Source organism: Bradyrhizobium sp. LB14.3 (assembly GCF_040547985.1).
Lineage (GTDB): Bacteria > Pseudomonadota > Alphaproteobacteria > Rhizobiales > Xanthobacteraceae > Bradyrhizobium.
On sequence record NZ_JBEPQT010000008.1, the window covers coordinates 24,717 to 40,956 of the forward strand.

At 59.0% G+C, this 16,240-nt stretch carries 16 protein-coding genes; 9 read left to right on the forward strand and 7 right to left on the reverse strand.

The annotated features are described in order from the left end of the window. Nucleotides 1-25 precede the first annotated feature (25 nt). From ABIB00_RS17250 to ABIB00_RS17260, 3 genes are all read left to right on the forward strand, one after another. Nucleotides 26-724, forward strand: a complete 699-nt coding sequence (locus ABIB00_RS17250) for a uracil-DNA glycosylase family protein (RefSeq protein WP_354105166.1) — start codon at nt 26-28, stop codon at nt 722-724. A 308-nt stretch (nt 725-1,032) separates the two neighbouring features. After that, nucleotides 1,033-1,449 (forward strand): DUF5681 domain-containing protein, encoded by a 417-nt coding sequence (locus tag ABIB00_RS17255; protein ID WP_354105167.1) that lies wholly within the window; start codon nt 1,033-1,035, stop codon nt 1,447-1,449. A 1,028-nt stretch (nt 1,450-2,477) separates the two neighbouring features. Then, nucleotides 2,478-2,693, forward strand: coding sequence for a hypothetical protein (locus ABIB00_RS17260; RefSeq protein ID WP_354105168.1), 216 nt, complete (start codon nt 2,478-2,480; stop codon nt 2,691-2,693). 192 nt (nt 2,694-2,885) lie between these two features. Here ABIB00_RS17260 and ABIB00_RS17265 read toward each other — a convergent pair whose 3' ends face one another. Together ABIB00_RS17265 and ABIB00_RS17270 are read right to left on the reverse strand one after the other, a co-directional pair. After that, nucleotides 2,886-3,257 (reverse strand): hypothetical protein, encoded by a 372-nt coding sequence (locus tag ABIB00_RS17265; protein ID WP_354105169.1) that lies wholly within the window; start codon nt 3,255-3,257, stop codon nt 2,886-2,888. A 127-nt stretch (nt 3,258-3,384) separates the two neighbouring features. After that, nucleotides 3,385-3,651: a hypothetical protein gene (locus ABIB00_RS17270; RefSeq protein ID WP_354105170.1), complete on the reverse strand. Its 267-nt coding sequence runs from the start codon at nt 3,649-3,651 to the stop codon at nt 3,385-3,387. 547 nt (nt 3,652-4,198) lie between these two features. On the opposite strand from ABIB00_RS17270, the gene ABIB00_RS17275 reads away from it, so the two are divergent. Then, the gene (locus ABIB00_RS17275; RefSeq protein ID WP_354105171.1) at nt 4,199-4,462 is read left to right on the forward strand and encodes a hypothetical protein; all 264 of its coding nucleotides are present in this window, start codon (nt 4,199-4,201) and stop codon (nt 4,460-4,462) included. Between the two features lie 55 nt (nt 4,463-4,517). Here ABIB00_RS17275 and ABIB00_RS17280 read toward each other — a convergent pair whose 3' ends face one another. Then, nucleotides 4,518-5,264 (reverse strand): metallophosphoesterase, encoded by a 747-nt coding sequence (locus tag ABIB00_RS17280; RefSeq protein WP_354105172.1) that lies wholly within the window; start codon nt 5,262-5,264, stop codon nt 4,518-4,520. Between the two features lie 566 nt (nt 5,265-5,830). Here ABIB00_RS17280 and ABIB00_RS17285 point away from each other — a divergent pair. Then, complete coding sequence (locus ABIB00_RS17285; protein ID WP_354105173.1) at nt 5,831-7,261, forward strand: undecaprenyl-phosphate glucose phosphotransferase; 1,431 nt, start codon at nt 5,831-5,833, stop codon at nt 7,259-7,261. 36 nt (nt 7,262-7,297) lie between these two features. Here ABIB00_RS17285 and ABIB00_RS17290 read toward each other — a convergent pair whose 3' ends face one another. The 4 genes from ABIB00_RS17290 to ABIB00_RS17305 form a co-directional block, all read right to left on the reverse strand. Continuing rightward, on the reverse strand, nt 7,298-7,582 hold the full coding sequence (locus ABIB00_RS17290; protein WP_247448010.1) for a hypothetical protein: 285 nt from the start codon (nt 7,580-7,582) through the stop codon (nt 7,298-7,300). Nucleotides 7,583-8,084: 502 nt separating this feature from the next. Continuing rightward, complete coding sequence (locus tag ABIB00_RS17295; RefSeq protein ID WP_354105174.1) at nt 8,085-10,316, reverse strand: GNVR domain-containing protein; 2,232 nt, start codon at nt 10,314-10,316, stop codon at nt 8,085-8,087. 30 nt (nt 10,317-10,346) lie between these two features. Then, nucleotides 10,347-10,913 (reverse strand): hypothetical protein, encoded by a 567-nt coding sequence (locus ABIB00_RS17300; protein ID WP_354105175.1) that lies wholly within the window; start codon nt 10,911-10,913, stop codon nt 10,347-10,349. 296 nt (nt 10,914-11,209) lie between these two features. Next, nucleotides 11,210-11,386 (reverse strand): hypothetical protein, encoded by a 177-nt coding sequence (locus tag ABIB00_RS17305; RefSeq protein WP_354105176.1) that lies wholly within the window; start codon nt 11,384-11,386, stop codon nt 11,210-11,212. Nucleotides 11,387-11,467: 81 nt separating this feature from the next. Here ABIB00_RS17305 and ABIB00_RS17310 point away from each other — a divergent pair, with 81 nt between their 5' ends. From ABIB00_RS17310 to ABIB00_RS17325, 4 genes are read left to right on the forward strand one after another with little or no spacing between them, the layout of a single operon-like run. Further along, a complete protein-coding gene (locus ABIB00_RS17310; RefSeq protein ID WP_354105177.1) occupies nt 11,468-12,679 on the forward strand; it encodes an acyltransferase family protein in 1,212 nt (403 codons plus the stop codon). Between the two features lie 7 nt (nt 12,680-12,686). Next, a complete protein-coding gene (locus ABIB00_RS17315; RefSeq protein ID WP_354105178.1) occupies nt 12,687-14,030 on the forward strand; it encodes a hypothetical protein in 1,344 nt (447 codons plus the stop codon). Between the two features lie 9 nt (nt 14,031-14,039). Further along, nucleotides 14,040-15,146 carry an acyltransferase family protein gene (locus tag ABIB00_RS17320; RefSeq protein ID WP_354105179.1) on the forward strand — a complete coding sequence of 369 codons (1,107 nt, stop codon included), beginning with the start codon at nt 14,040-14,042 and terminating at the stop codon, nt 15,144-15,146. After that, nucleotides 15,143-16,237: an acyltransferase family protein gene (locus ABIB00_RS17325; RefSeq protein ID WP_354105180.1), complete on the forward strand. Its 1,095-nt coding sequence runs from the start codon at nt 15,143-15,145 to the stop codon at nt 16,235-16,237. The genes ABIB00_RS17320 and ABIB00_RS17325 overlap by 4 nt, the downstream gene beginning before the upstream one ends. Nucleotides 16,238-16,240 lie beyond the last annotated feature (3 nt).

Consider the following 16,240-nt stretch of genomic DNA (forward strand, 5'->3'; position numbering starts at 1 on the left):
TGGGTTCTCGGCGAGGAGGCAGGGAATGGATAGAGAGGCCGCTATGGCGGCGCTGGTTGCAAAGCGCCGCGCCGAGATCGGCGGCCGCTATCATCATTTGCACCTGTATGACGGAGGAAGTTGGGACTTCGACTTCGTTGTGCCCTGGACCAAGTCGGCATGCAATCTGGACGCCGACCTCATGATCATCGGGCAGGACTGGGCCTCTCAGGGTTACCTTCGGCGCAACGATGGTGCGAAAAAGCGTGCGGACCGAGCGATGACGGGCCAGGACGCCCATCTTGCGACCAACCAGAATCTGAAGCGTCTGCTGGCCTCCCATTTTGGCCTGTGCTTTTCGCAGACCTATGCCACCAACGTGCTGGTCTTCATCAAGCCAGGGGGGATGAGCAGCAAGGTCCCGCAGAAGGATCTGCACCGCTGCGCCGTAGCCTACACCTTGCCTCAGCTCGAGATCGTCAAGCCCCGAATGGCCCTATGCCTTGGGGCCATGACATTCGATTCCGTCCGGTCCGCCCTCGGTTTGGGGCGGCTGGGATGGCGCGAGGCCTGCAGTCCATCTGCACACACACGTATGGGCCCCACCGAAATCTACGGCGTCCCTCACACCGGCAGTTGGGGAACGAAGAACGCGGGAGGACCACTAGCGGTCGAGGCGATTTGGTCAGATCTCGCTCGCCGTTTCCGCACGCTTGCTGGTCTTGGCCAGCAAGCGGCGCTCTAGATCGACCTTTCGTTTTGGGAATCCTGAGCGGCCGAACTTGAGCAGCGCAATCCTGCGGTCGCCCTTATCAGAAACGGGGGTGCGATCGTTGATCAAAGCGCCGATCTGAGCTATAAAGATTTACCTCGTGCGAGAGCTCGGTTTGGCCCATGTGGGCTTTGCGTGATGCAGAAACCGGGCATGTAGTGCGCAAATGATGGCGTGACGCCTGATGGGTCCGAACTCCTGCTTGCAGGGATTTGGTCACCGGAGGCCACGCCAATTTTGTTTGTGTGCCCTCCTTGGATGCTTTTTCGAGGAGTAATGATATGAGCCGTAATCGCAACGGGCAGTTTTCAAAGGGGACCACCGGCAATCCAAAGGGCCGTCCGCGGAAGCGGTCGCATCCCATCTCGGATGGTCAGATGCGGCGCGATTTCTTTGATGCGACGGAAATGCTGGTGCCGATCATCGAAGGCAATGAGCGTAAGATGATCCCTGCGCACCATGCCATTGACAAGCAGTTGGTCATCAAGGCGGTGTCAGGCGACATGCGGGCCATCTGCGAATACAATAAGAGGCGCGAGCGCTACACGCTTGAGCATGTCAAGTCGCAGCTTAAGAGTCTCGAACTCATCTTTGAGGGTGAAGACCGGATCCGTATGTTCCCTGAAGACGTCACGGACGAATTCAAGCGCGTGCTTGCGCTGCTGCGCATGAAGATCGATCCGGATTACTTGCTTTAGAAAGCGCGAACATTCTCATTCTCCAATTGGGAGCGCTCCTCGCGCTCCCTTTTTTTATGTTGGCAAGGCACAGCGGCTCAGTCCCTCACTCCGGAAGGTGAGTGTTGGGTTACGACATCACCGAGCGAGATTTGACCGTGTTCGGCGCCTGTTAAGCACCTGTTCAGCCCCTGTTTCGAACCTGCTCGGCCATTCCTTCGCAAGCGGAGAGGGCCGCGCAAGTCTCTGTTAGGACGACAAATCTGCTCGCCAATCGCGACGGGCGCCCTCGATCGCAATTTTTTGCAGGCAAACTTGGAGAGGGTTTATCCGCCTCGCAGGGATGCACATCGCTTCTGTCGCCGCCCGGTCTCTGTTGAAGGCGGCGTCCTCTCGCGGAAGCCTACAGCGAGCCGCTCCGCCGGCGCCCGAGCACCTTGCGGGCTTTGATGTCGAGTGAAGGTCTCGCAATAGTCCTGGTCCTGATCTCACTCGCGACATCCCCACCGGACGGAGCCTATGGGAACGACGACCGCCGATATCTCCCCCGAGCGAGCTGATAGAGGAACCAACCAGGACAGCCATGGATTGTCCACCAAACAAGGGAGATCATCGATGATTAGAAGCTCCGCACTCGTGGCACTCACATGCTTTGCTCTGTCCGCGCCGGTCTTCGCCCAAGGTGGCGGCGGTGGTGGTGCAGGCGGAGGGGCCGCCGGCGCCAGCGCGGGCTCGGCGGCGAGTTCCGGCGCGGGCACAGGCACCTCGTCGAGCAGCGCCAATTCCGGACCCTCGGGCCCCTCCGGTATGGGAACGCAAGGCACCACGACAGGCGCCAATCACAGCACCGCCTCGCAGAACAATCCGAACGTCCAGCCCCCGACGGCAAATGGGACATCTCCATCCGCCGCCCAGGCGCAGCGAAACTCCGGAGCTGGGCATACCTCGAATGGTATGCCTATCGGTAGTCCAGGCACGGGCACCAGCAACGAGGACCAGAAGTAGCGAATAGATCGGACAGCCTGCGGCCACTTGTGCTAGAGCCGGGGATGAAAAAATTCATTTTGGCGATGCTGCTCATTGCGACGCCGGCATTGGCGCAGCCCGAACCGCCAGCTCCGAAGGCCCCATTAACCGACCGCGAACGGGTTCAAGCCGATCGTGCGCAGGCCGCCACGCAGGAGAAGGACGCCCCAACAGCGCGCCCGTGGGACAGGGGCGCGGATGGCAAGCGGCCCTGGGACCGGGGTGCGCAGGCGAAGTAGCAGAGCATTCCCGGCGGGAAGTCGAAAGCTTGCCGGCAATCGGCAGCCTCCCTTGAGAAGCCCTCCGTGAGGACCCTTGCGTGAGGGAGCTGAGTTCAGGCGTCACGGGCTGGGCTGCCTCACTTCCTCTATCGAGCCGCCCAGTGCAGCGACAGGGCTCTGGCTCCGCTTTCCTCGGCTGTCGGCACGGTTCTATCTGACGGTCACTTCCACAGCGATGATCGATGATCCGCGCTGCCTCCGGTTTTCGCCCGACACCGCGATGCGAAACCGGTCAGTTCCTGGGCTCGAGGACGCTTGGTAGCGAAACGACGGGCCGGCGATCGTCGCGACGCCGGCACTCGGCGCATCCACCAGTTTAACTTCATTCAGGAGCTGTGTTTTGCCGCGCAGACCTTGCAGGCACTCCGTCCCGGATGGAATCGAAACAGTCCAATACACGGTGTCAGAAGCAAGCTCGAAGCGCTCGGGCCGGGAGACGCATTCACCCGCGGTCGCAGCGTAGGCTTGTAGCCAGCAGCCGGCAAAAACACATAAGCTCGTAGCGGCTGCTTTGATTTTCATGCGGCCGCTCATTCAATCATCACTGTTGATCGGCTCACGTGGACGTCCAGCAAACTGCCGCCACCGGTGGCCCGGTGTTGCGGCGGTTCAGAGTTGAACGCATTTATCAGCTCAACGGCTTTGCCGCTCACCAAGCGTACCAATACCCCCACCAGCGTTGCGACACGGGTCGCGCTTCTGCCTTCATGGCCGCAACTTCCTCGACGGGACGAAGATTGGGACCATAGACCGCAGGCGGGTAGACTCCATCCCAAAACACGTAACCGGTTCGGACGTAGGCCGCCCGATGGTGCGCCGGAGCAAGCGTGAGTTCCGCGGCCGGAGCTGCGGCCGTCATCAAGGTGAGGCCAAGAACAGAAAGAGCAATGGCTGGAATAAAGGTGCGGACATTCATTGGATGGATCTCTCTCAAAATGGACGAGAAATAATGCGACGGCTTTTGAAAGGTTGCAAGTGTGGATGTCCGTAGAACGGCCGCGAACTCCGTTCTTCGGGTGCGCCGGAGGAAGGAGTGTGTGGTTCGAACCGAACGGACCCGGGAGCAACCACCGGTTTCAGAAGCTGTCGGTGCCGCTGGCCGAAGACTGCGCTAAGGCAAGCTTGGATGCTGCTCATGTTGAGATCAGGCGTGAGAATCTTTCGGCTCCAGATGTGATCGAGAACCATGATGTCGACACACTACTCGCTCTTGATGGGTACCACCATTCAGGACGGCTCGCATGGCATCTGTATCTATCTCCGCTTTGATTTTCTGCGCTGGATTCATTTCAGGATATGCGCTTCGCGCCTGCCGTCTCCAACGAACGAGCACGAACGATCCCTGCGGCACCTCAAGCCGAATTGCCCGACCGAATCCCAGCTCAGCGTTCGGTCATGCTCGACGGGCCTTTTAGGAGCGACACCTCGGCACCTCGATTCTTCCGGCAAAGGAAGCACGCGACATGACCAAGCTTAGAAAGGACGCTCCGCGACGGTACGTCGTGGATGGTGCCGGACAGCGCGTCCTTGTCGGTCTGACGATTGCGGAGACAATCGAGTTCGAGACGTTGGACAATCCCGACACCCTTCCGGGCACTGACCGTCGTATCGATCAGGACAAGCCCGGGCAGCGGTGGCTGGAGCTCTACGCCAAGCATGAGCAAGCCTGGAGCGCTTGGATGGCCGAAACGGGACCACGGCGGGAAAAGTCGCTCACGCTCAACTAGGTGAGTCCTCAGCCCGTTACGTACCGTCGATGATCAGCAAACCTTTGCTGGTTGGTCAAACCGCGAGCATCCGGCTGCCTTGTATGCTCATGAGGGTCAGATTGCCCGTCGCGTAGGCACCGGTATCGATATTGACGCGATTCGCCAGGACTTCGGCGGCACGAACCGGCGTGTGACCATGGACAATATACTTGCCGAACTGCTCTTCGCTCCGAAGAAATTCTTCGCGAATCCAGAGCAGATCGTGTTCTCGTTGCTCGGCCAAAGGTACACCCGGGCGAACGCCGGCGTGGACAAAGAAGAAGTCCCCACAGGTATAGCTAAGCCGCAAATCGTCCAGGAATTCGAGATGCTCGCCAGGCATTGCGCGAATCAAATCGCGGAGTATCGACGCGGGATCGTCGCGCGTCAGATCCGGCGCGAGCCCATAGGACATCAGTGTCTGGGAGCCGCCGAGGCGAATCCAATCTTCGAACAAGGACGGGTCTTCGAAAACCTTTACCAGAAACGCCTCGTGATTTCCCTTGAGGAAGACCGCGTTTCCCCGCCGGCTTCGTTCGACCAGGATGTCTAGCGTGGAGCGTGTGTTCGGACCGCGATCGATATAGTCGCCCATGAACACCTCGATCGCATGGGCCGGCCGACTGCGGGTGACGTCGGCGTCGATCACCCCCAGCATGGGCTGCAGCAAATGCGAGCAGCCGTGAATATCTGAGATCGCGTAGATCCGAACGCCGTCCGGCAGTTGCGGCCTGTGAATCGGCGGGCGAGATCGGGCAAGAGATACGGCAAGAGATACCATGGCGCGCGTACTCGCTGGAGTGGTGGGGATAATTTCGTCAAGTCGGTCCGCGGGCAAGGAGCAGAAAAGACAGCCCACCTCTCTGACAGCCGGATTGCGCCGAAGACGTGGCGTTCGATTGCTGCCTGGTTTGTCGACACGCGCCGCGTAAATCAGGCACCTTCGCCGGGCTGCATTGCTCAAACGCTCGGCTGGAAAGATGCATGCCGGCGGACGACGGCCTCTGCCGATACAGCTTTAAAGCGCAATCTCTAGAATTTCTAGTAATCGATTCAAGGGACGCTTCAAAGATGGGTGAGCTGAGTGGTTGGCCATACAACGCGCAGCTCGTTCGATGGGAACTTGATTCAAAATAGGGCATCGAGCTCGATCGTATGTCAGCACTGTGACGCGATCTTCAACACGCGACGGGAATCGTGACAAACCGCGACGCATAGTTGCGTCGCAAAAATTGTGCGTGCAGCGCCACAATATCGCTGTGATCACTTAACAGGTTGGCGCCGGGGAAGTGACGGATCTTCTGCATCACGGATCAACGTCAAGCACTCTCGATGACAGAGGTTCGAATGGCTGTTGCAACTTATGGCTCCGAAAATATTGGTGCACTCTCGTCAAGGCGCGCCTCTGCTTTGCAGAGGCCCTTTCAAATCGTCGTCATTGCTGCTGACTTTCTGCTGATCCTGCTCAGCTATGGCGCGGGAGCTGCGATTTATAGCGCTGCGATCGCTTCCACGGTCGACGGAGCATCGATGGGTGCCGGATTGATTGTCGGCGTTGTGTTCGTCTCGGTCGCGTATTTCCAGGATGTCTATGCCACACACCGCTTGCTGGATCTCGTCTGGCAGCTGCGCAAGGCCGTCTTCATATGGTTGGCGTCGCTGACGATCCTCGCTGTCGCTGCATTTCTGCTGAAGTCGACGGACAATCTATCCCGCGGCACGGTGATCATTTTCGCCGCAATCGGCGGCGCTGGATTGATCAGTCTGCGTTTTGTCTGGCAGTTCGTACTGGGGACAAATTATGCCAGGAGCAGGTTGGTCGATCGGAAGGTGATTTTGCTGAGCCTGAAACCGCTCGACTTCACCTCGAGCCGCTTTAAGGATCTGCGTCGGAACGGCTTCGATGTCATGCGCCACTTCGTGCTTGGGATCGACAATGGCGACGGTAATTGGGAGCGACAGATACGAGACGTCATTCGCCAGTCGCGTCAGGAGGACGTCGACGAATATCTTGTTGCGATCGATTGGAACGAATTGCCGATGGTTCGAAAACTGGGACCTTACCTGCGCGCGGTGCCTCAGCCGGTACGCCTTCTGCCGGACGATTCAATCGCTGACCTCGTGTCGCGCCCGTTCCTGCCGGTCAGCGGAACCGTGGCCGTGGAGATTCAGCGGTCCCCGCTCAGTGTCTTCGAGCGTTTGCAAAAGCGCTGTCTCGACATCGGAATCGCCTTGTTGGCGCTCCTCATACTCACACCATTGTTGTTGACAGTTGCCGTACTGGTCAAGCTGGGCTCGCCGGGAACTGCCATCTTCCGGCAGTCGCGCCGAGGTTTCAATGGCAAGCCTTTCGAGATCTGGAAATTCCGGACCATGACGGTTTCCGAAAATGGGCAGACGATTACCCAAGCAACCAAGCGGGATGCGCGGGTCACCAAGCTCGGGCGTTTTCTTCGCATGACAAGCATCGACGAATTGCCACAACTTTGGAACGTCTTGCGCGGCGACATGTCCCTGGTCGGGCCGCGCCCGCATGCGCTCGCGCATGACAATTATTATGACGAGCTCATCAGCAAATACGTATACCGCCACCACATGAAGCCAGGCCTGACCGGCTGGGCTCAGGTCAATGGCTTCCGGGGCGAAACGCCGACAATCGACCTGATGGAAAAAAGGGTGGAATACGACATCTGGTACGTCAGCAATTGGAGCATCTGGCTGGATCTGAAGATCATGGCGCGTACGGCTTCAGCCGTGATGTTCCAGGAAGCCTATTAGACCCCTAAAGGAAGAGCGCAGGGCCACAGAATGCCCCTAGCTTCCGCTTCCTGGCGTTTTCCTGAAAAGGCGAACGACTGCATCGCGCAACGCGAGCAGCGGCGGCACCAGAACAAAGAACGCCCCCATTGCCACCGAGGCGACGACGTGGCGAAGTGAGAAGGGCTCGTCTTGCTCGAGTTCGCGCCGATTTGGGTCGAGCGGGGCAGGGGCGAGAGTGGTCGCCGGCTGGCGCCGCGGCCTGCGCGGGGGAACCACGATCAATACGAAGAGGATGTTGAGCAATACCCAGACGCTCAAGACGATGAGCACGATCACCATCAGAACCTACCTGAAAAGAACAAAGAGTATGAGCTCACATTAGCCCCAGGGAACTCGGAAGAAAAGGTGCCCCAAAAGGCTGGCAGGTCCAAGCTTCGTCAAGGAGAAGCTGGTGACGATACGGTTCTATCTTGTCGCCGTAATCACCCTCGTCAACCCATGCCTTGGGCTATGGCATACCTTGGGCTACGGCAGAGATCGCAATTTGTGGATTCCGGATGAATACGGAGATCAGGCGATCAGGTGGGCGGGCAGATCTGTCCGCGGTCCTCATCCCTTTGCGGGTTGGTCCTCGCGGCTTCTGGGAACCCCGAGCCGAATCGAGCCCGCTAACAATTCGGCGCCCGCCCTGAACACGGGTTAACCCTGGAGCGACGCTGTGGCTCGGCCGAGAGGAACGGGGGATCGCAACAACAGCCGGCCGGCGAGCGCGTCTGTCGGGGAACTCGTGGTGGGATGACCGTCTCCGGAGGGGCGCGATCGCTGACCGCGCCCCCTCGCGTCAGGCAGGCTCGACGTAATAGCTGTTGCGGTGCTTACCCTTATACGCCTCGATACGCCCGAGCATCTTCGGGTTGGCGCGATTGAGAACGGCACCCAGCAGCTTTTTCTGAAGGATCTCCGATCCCGAAACCGATTCCTGAAGCGCAGTCCGCGTGGTCGCTCCCCATTCGATCACATAGACCATTGCATCGATCAGGACGCTGAAAGCCTTGGAGTCCGCCACCGGCATAACGGGGGCGAGATCGATGATGATATATTCGTACTGTTCCCGCAGCACCGTAAGCAGGTCGGCCATCGCCCTCGACGCTATGACGTCGGCCGAATTGACCATGCGAGTAGCAACGATGGAGGGCAGGAAATCGAGGCCCGTCTCCTTGCTTCGCTGCACATGATAGCCGAAGGCGGTCGGATCATTGAGGGCTTCGACCAATCCGCTGTTGGCGTTAGGTGCAAGCTCGCGCGTGAGTGAGCGGGTATGCAAGTCGCCGTCGATCAGGATGGTGCGATGCCCCGTCATGGCAATCAACTGAGCGAAATTGGCCGCGACCGTCGTTTTTCCTTCCTTTGGCAGCGACGATACAATGCCGATGACTTTGATCTCTTTAGTCAGGCGCGCGACGTCGATCGAAACTTTGATATTGCGCAACGTTTCGGCAAACCGGGAGAAAGGATGATCGACGACGTAGCGGGACAGCCCCGCAACGTCGGTCTTCGCGGATGTCGAAAGCAATCCACGTGTCTTTGTCGTGGGCCGAATATCCGGCAGGACGCCAAGGCATTTCACGCCGAGCTCGTCCTCGACCTCGGCGGGGGTGCGCAAGACATCATTGAGCAATTCGCGGGCAAACGCGACCCCGAAGCCGAGGCAGAGGCCACCTACCAGGCCCCCCACCAGTGCCAAGAGCGTTCGCGGCGAACTCTTGCGATCGGGCTTGGTCGCGGTACTGATCAGGCGGGCCTCGCTGATCGGGAAGCTCTGATTTTGAGTGGCGCTTTGCAACTTCTCGAGGAAGTTATTGTAGAGATTGCGATAGGTATCCGCCGCGCTTTCGAGGTCGCGTAGCTTGACCTCCGCCTGGCCGGTGTGACCGGCTTGGGCGACGAGCTCTTTCACGTTCTTGTCAAGAGACGACTCTCGGCTTTTTGCGATCTCATAATCGCTGCGATAGGCGTCTCCGATCCGATGAAGTTCATCCGCGATATTCTTGCGCAGCTCTTCCATCTTGTTGGCCAAATTGACCGCCGCAAGATGGGTCTTGCCGTAGCGTCTTGACCAATCGGCATATTGGGCCGCGAGGTCGAGATACTGGGCGCGCAGGCGTGTAATCACCGAGTTGTTGAGCGCGTCCGTCACGGTCGGCTGGGCGAGGTCCTGATCTGAAACCGCTTCGATCCGGTCGAGGCGGGCCTTGGCCTCGGCCGTTGCCGCTCGAGCCTGAACCAGCTGTGTATTCAGATCCGACAACTGCTGCTCGGACATGAGTCCGCGGCTGGTCCCGACAATGTTATGCTCCGCCTTGAAGGTTTGCACCGCGCGGTCGCTGGCCGTCGCCTGCTCGCTAAGCTCGACGCTCCGCTGCTGGAGCCATTCGGTCGCCCGCTTGGTCGACTGGTATTTGGCTTCGAGTGCGCCCACGATATAGGCATCGGCGATCGCATTTACGACCTTGACCGCTTTGTCCGGGCTGTGCGCGCGATAACTGAGCGACAAGACGTATGTGGTCAGGACGCGCTCGACTCTGAGACCCTTTTGAATCGATTCGACCACGGCGTGTTCGATCCGCTCCTGCGAGGGCGGTTCGCGGGATTCGAATACAGCCATGACCTTGCCGATAACGGTGGTGAAAAGTCCCGGATTGGAGCCGTTGAATTCCGGATCCTCCGTTAGCCGCAGGCGGCGAACGATGGAAAGGATGAGGTCGTCCGAGTTTATAACTTCGACCTGGCTGTCGACAAAGCCCGTGTCGATCAAAGCGCTGTTGGTGCCGCTGTCCTTGTCCAGAACCTGGGTTTGTCGGGTATCCATCATGATGCGGGCGTTCGCCGTATACATCGGCTTCGCCAGGATCAGGTAGACGACCACCAGAGCCAGCGCTGCGCCAACTGTCGCAGCGATGAGGGGCCATTGCCGACGGAGGACGTCGGTCACGCGGTCGAAGCTGAGGACCGCGCCGCCAAACTCGATGCCGAATCGGTGTCCCGATCGGAAGTGTTCTCTGGGCTGATACATTTGCAAATTCGCTGCCTTAACGGTCGCTGATCAATTTGGGATGGGAACAGGCTTGAACGGGTTGGCCAGTTTGGTCTTCCACTCGCCGTCCAAGAGAGCTCCGCCCCGAGTCGGAAGGGCCGGTCCATTATCTCTCGGCTGCAATGGCGCGCTGGATGCATCTTCCCCCGCAGCGGAATAGCCTGCTTGCACGGCGAGATCCCCGACCCGTTGCGTGAAATCCTTGATCTTGCGCGCAGCGTCCGGCTTCGTAGACGTGCATCGCGCTTCTGCGACCCGCAGCGCTGCGCCGATCGCCGAGCGATCGGGGGAAGCCGCCGCGGAAATCAGCGTCTGCACTGACGGCAATACCGAGGGATTGGTCGCGATATATGTGGAAAGCCGGGACCTCAGCTTCTCTTTATCGTTGCGCAGCCGCTCCAGAAGCGAAGAAGGCGATTTTACGAAGGCGTCGAGCTCGACTTGCGAGGCGCGATCCGCGAATTCGACGCATTGAGCTTGGGAAGGACCAACGCTCGATGCGATCAGAGCACACCCCGTCAATATGATCAGTAGCCGTCGCGGCTTCGCACGGCGACGTGTCAATCCGCAGCTCATCCGTGTCCCTTCGTCATTGCTGCAAAACAAGTACCAGCAAGCAGTGACAGCCAACTGTGTCAATTTTTGTGCGGTGCAAAAGCCCGTGGTTTCATTCCGTTGAGTCTGCCGCCCGATTGTGAATGCGCCGACTGTCTCTCGTCGGTTGCAATGAGATTTTCAATGCCTGCGCGATCAGCACGTTGCCGCCCACGAATGTTGCAGTTTGAAGATTTTCGAGGCGCCACGAGACGTAGTCGCAAAACCGACACCCGCATTTTGTTCCAAAGATATTCCTGAACGAATGAGAAACGCCTTTAATAAAGCGGGAATCGCAACATGGCCGGATTTCGCGCATACTTTATTCGCAAACGCTCGCGAACATTCGGCAGCTCGTCGTGGCGCTCGCGAAAACAAAAACGGCGCAAACTTGTCAGGCGCATGTCCGAATGAGAGCGAGCGATGAGTTTATCGCTGGTCGTCATGCGCCACATGCGATTCTCCAATCGTGAAGATTGAAAGCACGCAAAGACCTGATACAGACTGCTGCAGTGCAATAGCTACGGAATGTCGATGTGACGGAGCCGGTTCATCGTGAGAAAGCGCATGTCCTTCCGCTTGACAGCATCCGGGGTGTTGCCGCGACATCTGTGGTGATCCACCATCTTCTGCTGATGCCGACTTTTCTGGCGGCATTCCCACACAATGCGTGGATCAATTGCTCATTCTTCAGAAGCGCGTGGCTATTGGTCGACTTGTTCTTTGTTCTCAGCGGCATCGTGATGTCGCTGGGTTATGTCGACGGCGACTTCGGCCGCTTCTCGTTGCGCGAGTTCATGGTGCGGCGTCTGGCGCGGGTCTATCCGCTGCACATCGTCATGCTGATCGCAAATCTCCTGTTCCGCCTCCTGCGTATCGGCTTGGTCACAGCCGGCGTCGTAGTTGCAGCTCCCGCAGCCTTCGAGGTGAACAATGCCTATTCCTTCGTGCTCAACGTCTTTCTTCTGCATTCGATGGGGTTCATCGACTATCTCAGCTGGAACGCGCCGAGCTGGAGCATCAGCGTCGAATTCTATACTTACCTGGTGTTCGGCCTGATCGTCCTGCTCGCCCAGCGGATGCGTTCGCTGTTATGGTTCTACGTCCTTTGCGGATTGCTGGTGGTCGGAAGCTTCCTTTTCATCGTGTTCGTGCTCGACAAGAGGAGCCTCGGGCTTCAGACCGACTTTGGCATCCTGCGCTGTTTCGTGAGCTTCTTCCTGGGCGTGTTGACGGTGAAGGTCGTCCATTGCTTGCCGGGCAAGCCGGGTCCGGCCCTGCAGGGCCTGCTGCAATTGGTTGCCATGATTGCCAGTATCGCGCTGGTGTCGCTTGCGGAGACCAATCCGGCGATTACCTTCCTTGCGCCACTGACTTTCGCGATCTTCCTCGGCAGTTTGTTGGCTTTTCCAGATGCGCTGCTGGTGCCCCGGATTTTGGTGGCAAGGCCGTTGGTCTGGCTCGGACGCCGGTCCTACTCAATCTATATGGTGCATGCGCTCGTGGTGCTGTTCGCGGAGTACTTCGTACGGGCGCTCGGGCCGCGGCCGATCGCTGCACTCGATTCGATTTGGGCGGGACTGCCGGCCACGCTGAATCTCGTGGTCTCACTGGCAGCGGTGCTGGTGGTTTCTCACTTCAGCTATCTCTACATCGAAGTCCTCGGCGGCAAGCTGCTTCGGAACGCTCTTGGAAGCCGGCCCGATTTCTCGGCATCTCCTGCGCCATCGGCGCGGCTGACGAACTGAGGCCAGCATGACCGCCCTCGCGCTCCAGCGCCCGCGAATCACGCTGATCAGCCTCAGCATCGAGGCGATCGCGCTCGGGGTCTATCTGGTCCGGGATGCCTTCGGCGGCGTGATACGCTACTACACCAGCATCCTTCACCTCGACACGCTCTGGTACCTGCCCGACGCCGTTGCGCTGCTGTGTCTGGTCCAGTTCTTCGTCCATTGCATTCTGCGCAATCGCAGCACCCTGGCCCTCCTGGTGTTCGCGCAAATCATGCTGTCGCTGGTTCTCGGCTACTTCATGATGGGCACCGCCACCGCAGCAATCTCATCATTCAAGATGATGCTGCCCGTGTTTGTCGGATTCTGCTTCTGCGATTCAAGCCTCGGTTCCTACCGAAAGCTGCTGTCGGTGATCGCCGCGACCTTCTATCTCTCTGTGATCGGCGTGCTGCTGACCAAGTTCTACGTCATGCCCTGGGTCGGCTACAAATATGAGTCTTTCGGCGCGGTACGCGAGGCGGGCCGGCTGTGGTGGGCCTACGGCGGCGACGATCAGCGCCTTATGGGCTTTGCCGCCGACAATACCATGGCCGCCTTCTTCATCCTGGTGTCGTTTGCGATCACGTCAATTCGCAAGAGCACGATGTGGTGCCTTCTGTACGGCTCCCTTGCGGTTTACGTCATTCGCCTGACCACCAGCAAGACGACCATGATCGTCCTTGTGCTGTACCTGGTGCTGCTGGTGATCGTGCGAATGTTGCCGGAGAAGTCGCGCTTCCCCGCGATCCGGGCCATCGCGTTGTGGTCGTTTGCTGCGATCCTGGTCCCGTTCTTCATGATCGTGGTCGCATCGGGAACGGCGGCGGTGCCGCACTCGACCATGTTCAGCATTATCGACCGGATCAACAACAGCTGGCAGTTGCCGTTCGTCTATATGAGCCAACTGATGCCAATCGGTCTGGTAACGGGCTGTGGCGCGGGTTGCTTCAACTATCCGCAGAAGCTGTTCTCGCCGCTCGCGGCGTACTGGGTGCCCGTCGACAACTTCTACATCGGGACATACCTGATGTTCGGTCTCCCGTTCGTTGCATTCATGGTGATGGTGTTTCGTGCGAACTTTGGGGCGACCGACGTATACAAGCTGACGCTCATCTTCGTCGTCAATTTGTTCACGATCACGGTCTTGAACTACGGTCCGGCGTCGGGCCTCCTGATCATCGCATTGAGCTTCAGTGAAGTATTCTCCCGGCGCGCCACATCCGCGCGGGCAGTTGATGCCGTCCCGATGGAGGTACCGCGGCCGATACGCTCGCTGGACGGTCTCGGCATAGACGTGCCGAGGACGGCGGCGGGCAGAAGCAGGTGAGAACGAACAATGCATAAGCGGCTCGCATTCATCGATACGCTGCGCGGCATCGCCGTGTTGGCGGTTCTGTTCCAGCACGTGCTTGAGGTGATCGTCCAGAAGCACCCGACGGGCGCCTACTACTGGGTCTTCCACGACGCGATCGGCTATTACATGAATTTCGGCCGGTTCGGTGTCGTGCTGTTCTTCTTCGTCAGCGGTTTCGTCATCCCGTTCAGTTTTCCGAATAGCGCGACCCCAGTGCGGGATTTTACGATCAGTCGCTTTTTCCGGCTCTATCCGGCCTACTGGACCTCGATGCTGATCGGGCTCGCCACGATGCTGGTACTGGAGTCCAAAGCCTATCCGCTGTCGCAGATCGTCGCCAACGTGACGATGCTGCAGACGTTCGTGAACATCCCGAACCTCTGGGTCTTCTATTGGACGCTGGCGATCGAGCTGCTGTTCTATTTCGGGTGCACCATTCTCTTTGCGATGGGATTGCTGAACCGGCCCCTGACCGCAGTTGGGATTGTCATTGCTGCCGCGCTGATTGGGACGGCCGCGGCGCTTCTGATCGAAAGCAGGACGGTTTCGTCTCTGATGGAGGTTGGACTGAACCTTTCGGCGATGTTCCTCGGTAAGGTCGTTCGCGACACGGTCATCGGCGGAAAGCTGCGTTGGTCGCACGTGGGCGTTTGTACGGCGCTCTACGCGATCTTCGCCATCACGTTGTCCGACAGGAGGTTCGGCGGCGTCTATCAGGAGAACTTCTTCTACAGCTATTCGATCGGATCGGCCTATGTCTGCGCTGCGCTCGTCTTCATCGCGTTTGCTGCGTTCGGTGAGAGGATGGCTTGGCGCGCGATGGCATTCGTCGGCACGATCAGCTATTCCGTCTACTTGATGTCGCCATTCGTAATCGTCGCGATCCACCGCCTGGCTTGGGTCGGCGATGGACCGTTGGGATGGTCGGCCTTCGCCGTCATGATCGTGATGCTGTCGATCCTGGTCAGCTGGATGACATATACCTTCGTCGAGAAGCCCAGCATTTCCTTCGGGCAGAGGTTCCGCTCGGCGCGCAGGAAGCCGGTCGTTCTCGATCCGGCTCTCAGCACGCAGGGTGCCGCGGAGTGACGAGAGCTGCGCACCAGGCGAGCCCAGGACACGACGGATCGTTCGTTCCGTCCGTCCAGGGGCTGCGGGGCATTGCGGCCCTGAGCGTGCTGATGGATCATTTCTACGACATGCCGAAGGGGGGCATGTACGACATTCCGGATCCCGGCTTCCTGCCGCCGCTCTGGCTCTGGCTGCAGTCGGTGATCAATGTCGGCGGGCATGGTGTCGAACTGTTCTTCATGATCAGCGGCTTCTTGATCCCGGCGAGTCTGGTGCGGCACGGCTCGCTGCCGCGGTTCTTCTTCGACCGTATCCTGCGCATCATGCCGGTATTCGTCGTCCTGCATCTTGCGTTGTTCGCGGTCGGACCGGTTGTCGGCTACAAGTTCTTCCGCGGAATCGATCTGACAAGCTATCTCGGAATCTTCGCCGCGAATCTGTTCTTCGTGCAGGACGCGCTTGGCTTGCCCATCGCTCAGCAGAACGCCTGGACATTGACCTACGAGTGGGCGTTCTACATCTGGTTCGCGCTGACATTCTCGATGTTGCGCATCGGAGGCAGGGTACTCGCGGCGCCCTTGATCTTGCTGGGCGTCGCCTGCCTCATGCATTGGCCGATTACGGCGTTCTTCTGCATCGGGATGCTGTTCAGCGCCACGGGTTGGCGTATCTCCATTCCGGGGCCTCTCGGTCTGATAGCCGGCCTGGCTTGCGGGGTCGCCATGTATGCGAGCCTGGTGCTGTTTCATCCGTTCGTGGGACTTGTTCCCGGTGTCCTGCTGTTCGGCATGGTGCTGGCCCCTGACTCAGGCCTGGCGCGGGCTCTCAGCATGCCGGCCCTGCAATATGTGGGGAAGATAAGTTACAGCCTCTATCTCGTGCATCCTTTTGTGCTGTTTCCGCTGCAGGTGATCGGGCTGAAGCTCGTCGCGGTCGGCGTCGATCGTTGGCTGCTATGGGCGGCATTCATCCTGATCGGCTCGTTGATGTCGCTGGTTGCAAGCGCGATCAGCTACGAACTGATCGAGGTAAGGCTCAGGCGTCTGCTGGACGGCGCGGTTCGCACAACGTTGTTTCGGCCGTTGAGCAAGATGGAACAATCCGTCTAGAAG